Raw genomic sequence first — 7662 nt, 5'->3', positions numbered from 1 at the left:
GGCATCGACAGCCTGATCGACGATTCGATTCCCAAGGAGGAAGAGGACGACGATTCGGGCACCGGCGCGGCGCCGAAGCAGTAGGGAGGGGCGGCAGCATGGAAACGACGGCCGGCGCGGTCCTTCTGGCGCTCTATCTGGCGGCGGTGCCGCTGCTGCTGCGGGCCGTGCCGCGGCGCGGGCGGCCCGGACTGCTGCGCACCGCCGGCGCGATCGAGGTCGCGATGCTGCTGCACATCGCGCTCCTGCTGACGGGCACCGTGCTGGTGCTGCTGGGGCTCGACGTCGGCTCCTAGACCGGCTCCAGCCGGCGGTGCGGGTGGGGCGGCAGTTCGACCGCGATCGTGTCGCCGCCCCGGACCTCGCCGCCGGCGAGGACGATCGCCATCACCCCCGCCTTACGGACGAGCCCGCCTTCGGCATCGCGGCCGAGGCTGGCGGCCATCAGGCCGGGCTGGAGCCCGTTCAACTGGTGGCAGGGATTGCGCAGGCCGGTCACGGCGACGACGGCGTCGCGGCCGAGATGGAGCCGCGTGCCGGCCGGCAGGCCGAGCAGGTCGATGCCGCGGGTGGTGACGTTCTCGCCCATGCGGCCGGGCGGCACGTCGAAACCGGATGCCGCCAGTTCGTCCAGCAGTTCGGCATGGATCAGGTGGACCTGGCGCAGGTTCGGCTGGGTCGGGTCGCGCGCGACCCGCGAGCGGTGCTTCACCGTCGCGCCCTGGTGGGCGTCGCCCTCGACGCCGAGACCGGCCAGCAGCCGGATCGCGTCGCGGAGGGGCTTGGTCATGGTGTGGCCGGGGCTGGCGGCGACGGCGATCACGGTTCCGGTCATGGGCGCGTCGGGGGCCCTGGACAAGGGAACGCCCGCGGCCCCAGGGAGCCGCGGGCGTCGGGAGGGTCGGCCGGATCGAGACGATCAGCCGAACTTGTAGTCGAGCAGGCGCGCGTTCATGAAGCCCTGCTCGGAGATGCGGTTCCAGGCCATCAGTTCGCGGCGCGACTTCAGGAAGGACTCCGTCACCTTCTTGGTGATGGCATCGCCCGAATCCCGCATCTCGGCGATCACCTGGCCGCAGGCTTCGCCATAGACCTTCAGGAAGTCGTTGGGGAAGCGGCGGAGCTGCACCTTGTGCTGCCGCACCAGCGTCTCCAGGGCGGCGCCGTTGCGCGAGTTGAACTCCGACGTCAGCAACTCGTTCTCCGCCCGGCAGCAGGCGGCCACGATGAGCTGCAGATCCTTCGGAAGGGCGAGGAGCTTCTTCTTGTCGAAGGTGATCTCGATCTGCGTGCCGGGCTCGTGCATGCCGGGCCAGTAGTAGAACTTGGCGACCTTGTAGAAGCCGAAGGCGAGGTCGTTCCAGGGACCGACCCATTCGGTGGCGTCGATCGCGCCCGACTGCAGCGCGGCGAAGATCTCGCCGCCCGGCAGGTTGATCGTCGTCATGCCGAGCTTGCGCAGGGCTTCGCCGCCGATGCCGGGGATGCGCATCTTCATCCCCTTGACGTCGTCGGGGCTGCGCACCTCCTTGTTGAACCAGCCGCCCATCTGCACGCCGGTCGAGCCGCCGTGCCAGCCCTTGAGGCCGAACTGGTCGTAGAGCTCGTCCCACAGCTCCTGGCCGCCCTCGAAGTTCATCCAGGCGGCGAGTTCGCTGGTGACGAGGCCGAAGGGAACGGTCGAGAAGAAGTTCGTCGCCTTGGACTTGTTGATCCAGTAGTAGGGCGAGGCGTGGAAGCAGTCGGCCGCGCCCCGGGTGACGGCGTCGAAGCTCTCGAAGGCCGGCACCAGTTCGCCCGCCCCGAAGACCTTGATGGTGAGCCGCCCGTCGCTCGCCTCGCCCACCGCCTTGGCGAAGCGCTCGGCGCTGGTGCCCTGGCCGGGGAAGTTCTTCGGCCAGGTGGTCACCATGCGCCACTCGATGCGGCCCTGGGCCAGGGCCGGCGTCGCCAGGGCTGCCGCGCTCGCCGCCGCGCCGGCCGCGGCGCCCTTGATGAGCGCACGTCGCTTGATCGCCATCGATGCTCCTCCCGAAATCACACATTCTTGCGCGGCCCCAGAGGCCGAGCCTGCCGCATCATGCGATGTGGCGCCGCGGTTTTGCAACGTCGGGGAATGGCGGAAACGTCGCCTGTTCAACGGTATTCGTCGAGAATTCGACGCAGCTTGGCCAGCTTGTCGCGGCGGGCGCGGTCGCTCTCCAGCCGGTCCAGCGCCGGGCGCAGTCCGACCAGCAGCCGGGCATAGGCGTTGTGCCAGTCCTCGTCCGAGGCGCCCTCGGCGGGCGGCTGCCGGGGCCCGGTTCCGGCCGTGGGCGTGGGCGTGCCGGGCAGGGTGGCGACGGCGCCCAGTTCCGGCCGGAACAGCCGGTCGGCCGGCCAGCCCGACGCCGCCAGCCCCTGGGCGAGGGCGGCCAGCGCCGCGGTCTCGCCATGCACCAGATAGGTCGCCAAGGCGACCGGCGCGCGGGCACCGATCCAGGCGAGCAGTTCGGCGCGGTCGGCGTGGCCGGAATAGTGCTCGAACCGCACCAGCCGCGCCTTCACCCGCACCTCCTCGCCATGGATGCGCACCCGGTCCGCCCCGTCGAGCAGGACCCGGCCGAGCGTGCCGGTCGCCTGGTAGCCGACGAAGAGCACCGTGGTGTCGGGCCGCCACAGCCGGGCCTTGAGGTGGTGGCGGATGCGCCCGGCCTCGCACATGCCGCTGCCGGCGAGGATGATCGCGCGGCCCGACAGGCGGTTGATCGCCTTGGACTGCTCCACCGTCTCGACGAAGCGGAACTCGGGCCGGGAGAACGGGTCGCCGCCCACCGGCATGTCCTCGAGCGAACCCGAGCGCCGGCGGAAGGCCCCGGTCACCGCCGATGCCAGCGGCGAATCGATGAAGACCGGGACCGGCGGCAGCAGGCTGGCGTCGTAGAGATGGGCGAGGTCGAGCAGCAGTTCCTGGGTGCGCTCGACGGCGAAGGCGGGGATCAGCACCGTCCCGCCGGCGGCGAAGGCCCGTCCGATCTCGTCCGCAAGGGCGCGCCGCCGGCGTTCCGGGTCGAGCTTCGCCCGCTCGCGGTCGCCGTAGGTGCCCTCGACCACCAGCACGTCGAGAGCGGCGGGCGCCGTCGGATCGGGATGGAAGAGCTTGTGCTCAGGGCCGATGTCGCCCGAGAAGAGCATGCGCAGGACTGGGGCCGCGCCATCGCCGGTCGGCACCTCCACCTCGATCGAGGCGGAGCCGAGGATGTGGCCGGCGTTCCACCAACGCAGCCGCACTCCGCCCGCCGCGTCGATCCAGGTGTCGTAGGGGACCGGACGCACCTGCCGCACGGCCCGCTGGCCGTCGGCGGCGGTGTAGATCGGCGTCACGTCGTCCTCGCCGCGCTGGCGACGCCGGCGGTTCAGCAGTTCGACCTCCTGCTCCTGGATGCCGCCGGCATCGGGCAGCAGGAAGGCGAGCAGGTCGCGCGTGCCCTCGGCCGCCAGCACCGGGCCGCCGAAGCCGGCCCGGATCAGCTTCGGAACGAGCCCGCTATGGTCGATGTGGGCATGGGTCAGCGCCAGGAAGTCGATCGCCGCCGGGTCGAAGGGGAGCGGCGCGTAGTTCAGTTCGCGCAGGCTCTTGGAGCCCTGGAAGAGCCCGCAATCGACGAGGAAGGCGCCGCCCGGATGGCGGACGCGGTAGCACGAACCGGTGACGGTGCCGGCAGCGCCGAGGAACTCGATCGCGACCGGACCGGCGGCGTCAGCCACGGCGACCGTCCGGGACGCGCGCGTTCGGGAAAGCCTGCGGGCGGGACGTCGGCATGCGGGCAGTCTACGCCACCGCCGCGGCGGCGGGCATTGTGCTTTTCCGGCAGCATCCGGGCGCCCGGTCGCGCCCAAATATGCGGCAGGTCTGGCCAGGAGCGGCGCCCGGGCTTAGATTCGCTCGCAAACCGGGCCAGTCGCCGCCCGCTCCGGAGCCCCGAGCAGGACCCAGATTCATGGATGCGAGCCGTACCCTCGCGCCGCACTCGGCGCGCCGCGACCTGTCGGTCATCGGCCTGATCTGCGCCGCCCACTTCGTCAGCCACGTCCATATCTTCATCCTGCCGCCGCTCTTCCCGTTCCTGAAGGATGCGCTCGGGGTGAGCTATGTCGAACTCGGGCTGGTCATCACGGTCTTCAACGTCGCGACCGCGGTGACGCAGACGCCGACCGGCTTCCTCGTCGACCGCATCGGCCCGTTCCGGCTGCTCGTCGGCGGGCTGGTGCTGGGCAGCCTGTCGCTGGCGGCGGCCGGCCTCGCCGGCTCCTACACCGCGCTGCTCGTCGCCTTCCTCTTCGCCGGCCTCGCCAACTCCGTCTACCACCCGGCCGACTATTCGATCCTGTCCTCGACCGTGCAGGACAGCCGCATCGGCCGCGCCTTCTCCTTCCACACCTTCTCGGGCTATCTCGGCACCGCGGTCTCGCCCGCCCTCATGCTGGGTCTGGCGCTGACCGTCGGCTGGCAGGCGGCGCTGGTGGTTGCCGGCGCCATCGGCTTCGCGGTGGCGATCCTGCTCCTGGTGCGCGCGGGCGACCTCGCCCATGCCCAGCCGCGGCGCAAGCAGGCGAAGTCGGACGGGGCGGCGCCGGACGGCGTCCGGCTGCTGCTGCAGCCGACGATCCTCGGCCTGATGTTCTTCTTCATGCTGATCACCATGTCGGCGTCGGGCCTCACCTCCTTCTCGGTGGTGGCGCTGAACAGCCTCTACGGCACGCCGCTCGCGGTCGGGAACACGGCGCTGACCGGCTATCTCGTCACCGGCGCGATCGGCGTCCTGGTCGGCGGCTGGATCGCCGATCGCACCCGGCATCACGCCTTCGTCGCCGCGGCGTGCTTCGCCAGCACGTCCTCCGTCGTGCTGCTGCTGGGCTCGGTCGATCTCGGCCCGACGCTGCTGGTGGTGGTGATGACGCTGTCCGGCCTCGCCTACGGCATCATCATGCCGTCGCGCGACATGATGGTGCGGGCTGCGACCCCGCCAGGGTCGTTCGGCAAGGTGTTCGGCTTCGTCTCCACGGGCTTCAGCGTCGGCGGGATGATCGCGCCGCCGCTCTACGGCTACATCATGGACCGGGGCGAGCCGTTCTGGATCTTCGCCTGTGCGGCGGCCTTCATGCTGGTCGGCACGCTCACCGCCCTCAGCCGGTCGCGCATCGCCACCCGGCCAGTCGCCACCGCCGCGGCGGAATAGGTCAGTCGCCGGCGATCCGCACCGGGTCGCCGGTCGCCACCCGGCCCGGCTCCACCACTTCCAGCAGCGCGCCGAGGTTGGCGCCGTTCTCGCGCGTCAGCAGGTCGAGGACGGCCGGGTCCTGGTCGACGCCGGGCTGGGCGATGGTGACGAAGGCGCAGCGCCGGCAGGGCTCGACGACGCGCAGCCGGACGGCGCCGACCGTCACCTCGAGCCCCGGCGCCCAGGCGGATTCGGGGAAGGGCCGGCTGCGGTCCGGCCAGTCGACCACGAGATTGGGGCGAAAGCGCACCCGGTCGGCGCTTCCGGGCGCCGGCAGGCGCCGGGCCAGAGTCGCCAGCGAGGCGGTGGTGACGAGATGGACGGCCCGCACCTCGTAGCGCGGCGGCACCGTCTCGACGCCGTCCGAATCCGGTCCGGGATGGCGGACCAGCCGCACGGGAAACCCGAAATGCGCGGCGAAGGCGGGATCGACGGCGACCGCCGCTCCGGGCCGCCAGTCGCCGCCCGGCAGACGGACCTCGACCGCGGGCGCGCCGGCGACCCGGGCCAGCACGTGCGGCGTCGGCCGCCAGCGCCGCCGCTTGGGCGAGGCGATCTCGCCCGCCGCGTCGAGCAGGCCCCACAGGCGGTCGCCGTCGAGACCGGCCGGGCCGATCGCGACGGCGTCGAGCCGTTCGCCGCCCATCGAACTGACGGGGTACCGCCAGATCGACTGCAGGGCGGCGCCGCCCGTCATCGGTCGATGGCCATCAGATGACGGCTTCGATCAGGTAGGGACCGGGCGTCGCGATGGCGCGAGCAAGCTGCTCGTTGAACTCCTCGGCGGTCTCGGCCCGGCTGCCGGGCACGCCCATGCCGCGCGCCATGTCGACCCAGTTCAGGTCGGGGCGGTCGAGGCTCAGCATGTCGATCGCCTTCCGGCCCGGATTGTGCGCGCCGACATTGTGCAGCTCGCCGCGCAGGATGGCGTAGGACCGGTTCGAGAAGATGACGTTGACGACGTTGAGGTTCTCGCGCGCCATCGTCCACAGCGCCTGCACCGTGTACATGCCGCTGCCGTCGCCTTCGAGGCACAGCACCTTGCGGTCGGGGCAGGCGACGGCGGCCCCGGTCGCCAGCGGCAGGCCGAGGCCGATGGCCCCGCCGGTGATCTGCAGCCAGTCGTGCGGCGGCGCGCCCTTGGTGAAGGGGAACAGGCCGCGGCCGGAGGTGACGGCCTCGTCGGCGACGATGCAGTTCTCCGGCATCAGGTGGCCGATGGCATTGGCGCAGGCATCGACCGTCAGCTTGCCGGTCGACAGCGCCGGCCGCGCGGCCGGCTCCATCCGGGCCGGGGTGCCCTTGGCGCCGACCTCGTCCGCCAGCCATTCCAGCGTGTGGATCAGGTCCTGCTCGATCGTCGCCAGGCGGAAGATGTTGGTGCCGGGCGCCGTCATGACGCTGGGCTTGCCGGGGTAGGCGAAGAAGCCGACGGGCGCCTTGGCACCGACCAGGATGACCTGGCGGAAATCCTTGAGCCGCGCGATCGCCTGGTCGACCGGATAGGGGATGCGCTCGACCGAGAAGCGGCCGGCGCCGCGCTCGGTGCGGCCGTTCGAGGTCTGGGCCAGCACCTGGCAGCCGGTCTTGGCGGCGATGCTGCCGGCGGCGTTGGTGCCGGCGACGCGCAGCGCCTGGCCGGTGATGAGGATCAGCGTGCCCTGGGGGTCGCGCCGCAGCATGTCGGCCGCCTCCCGGATCGCCTCCTGGGTCACCTTCTCGCGCGCCGGCGGCTCGGCGACGGGGGCGGGGCCGGTGCCGTCGTTCCAGGCGGTGTCGGCGGGCAGGATCAGGGTCGCGATCTGGCCGGGCGCGGTGCGGGCGACGCGGATCGCCTCGGCGCCGTCGGCGGCGATCGTCTCGGCCGTCGGCGAGGTCTTGACCCAGTGCGAGAAGGGCCGGGCGATGCCCTCGATGTCCGAGGTCAGCGGCGCGTCGTGCTGCAGGTGATAGACGGCATGGTCGCCGACGATGTTGACGATCGGCGTGAAGGCGCGCCGGGCGTTGTGCAGGTTGGCGCCGCCGTTGGCGAGCCCGGGGCCGAGATGCAGCAAGGTGGCGGCCGGCTTGTCGGCCATCCGCGCATAGCCGTCGGCCGCACCGGTGACGACGCCCTCGAACAGGCCGAGCACGCAGCGCATGCCCTCGACGCGGTCGAGGGCGGCGACGAAATGCATCTCGGACGTGCCGGGATTCGTGAAGCAGACATCGACACCGCCGCCGACGAGCGTCCGCACGAGGCTTTCCGCACCGTTCATGCTCAAGGGGATTCTCCAGAGGATCGCGCGGGCGGACCGCCCGTCAGGAAGGTGCGGGCGAATGTATCGGCGGGCCCCCGGGGCGACCAGCCCCCCCCGGGGGCGCCCGGGGGGAGTGTGGCGCCCCCCGTGGCGTGGGGGGG

7 protein-coding genes are annotated in these 7662 nt (G+C 71.9%); 2 read left to right on the top strand and 5 right to left on the bottom strand.

Annotated features, from left to right (window positions below; all coding sequences use genetic code 11):
• Nucleotides 1-98: 98 nt before the first annotated feature.
• Entirely contained in the window at nt 99-296 is a 198-nt protein-coding gene (locus tag ACE3Q3_RS16555) for a hypothetical protein (protein ID WP_374447948.1), read from the top strand.
• Here the strand turns inward: ACE3Q3_RS16555 and ACE3Q3_RS16550 are convergent.
• From ACE3Q3_RS16550 to ACE3Q3_RS16540, 3 genes are all read right to left on the bottom strand, one after another.
• On the bottom strand, nt 293-835 hold the full coding sequence (locus ACE3Q3_RS16550) for an MOSC domain-containing protein (protein ID WP_374447946.1): 543 nt from the start codon (nt 833-835) through the stop codon (nt 293-295). The genes ACE3Q3_RS16555 and ACE3Q3_RS16550 overlap by 4 nt on opposite strands.
• An 84-nt stretch (nt 836-919) precedes the next feature.
• A complete protein-coding gene (locus ACE3Q3_RS16545) occupies nt 920-2020 on the bottom strand; it encodes a TRAP transporter substrate-binding protein (RefSeq protein ID WP_374447944.1) in 1101 nt (366 codons plus the stop codon).
• Between the two features lie 116 nt (nt 2021-2136).
• On the bottom strand, nt 2137-3747 hold the full coding sequence (locus ACE3Q3_RS16540) for an MBL fold metallo-hydrolase RNA specificity domain-containing protein (protein ID WP_374447943.1): 1611 nt from the start codon (nt 3745-3747) through the stop codon (nt 2137-2139).
• Between the two features lie 233 nt (nt 3748-3980).
• On the opposite strand from ACE3Q3_RS16540, the gene ACE3Q3_RS16535 reads away from it, so the two are divergent.
• Nucleotides 3981-5219, top strand: coding sequence for an MFS transporter (locus ACE3Q3_RS16535; protein ID WP_374447940.1), 1239 nt, complete (start codon nt 3981-3983; stop codon nt 5217-5219).
• Nucleotide 5220: 1 nt separating this feature from the next.
• Here the strand turns inward: ACE3Q3_RS16535 and ACE3Q3_RS16530 are convergent, their stop codons facing one another.
• The gene (locus ACE3Q3_RS16530; protein WP_374447939.1) at nt 5221-5958 is read right to left on the bottom strand and encodes an MOSC domain-containing protein; all 738 of its coding nucleotides are present in this window, start codon (nt 5956-5958) and stop codon (nt 5221-5223) included.
• 13 nt (nt 5959-5971) lie between these two features.
• Nucleotides 5972-7519 carry an acetolactate synthase large subunit gene (locus tag ACE3Q3_RS16525; protein WP_374447938.1) on the bottom strand — a complete coding sequence of 516 codons (1548 nt, stop codon included), beginning with the start codon at nt 7517-7519 and terminating at the stop codon, nt 5972-5974.
• Between the last annotated feature and the right edge of the window lie 143 nt (nt 7520-7662).

The sequence above is a fragment of the Allostella sp. genome, assembly GCF_041913585.1.
GTDB lineage: Bacteria > Pseudomonadota > Alphaproteobacteria > ATCC43930 > Allostellaceae > Allostella.
Note: the sequence above shows the minus strand (reverse complement) of the source record. Positions and strands in the feature narration are given on the sequence as shown.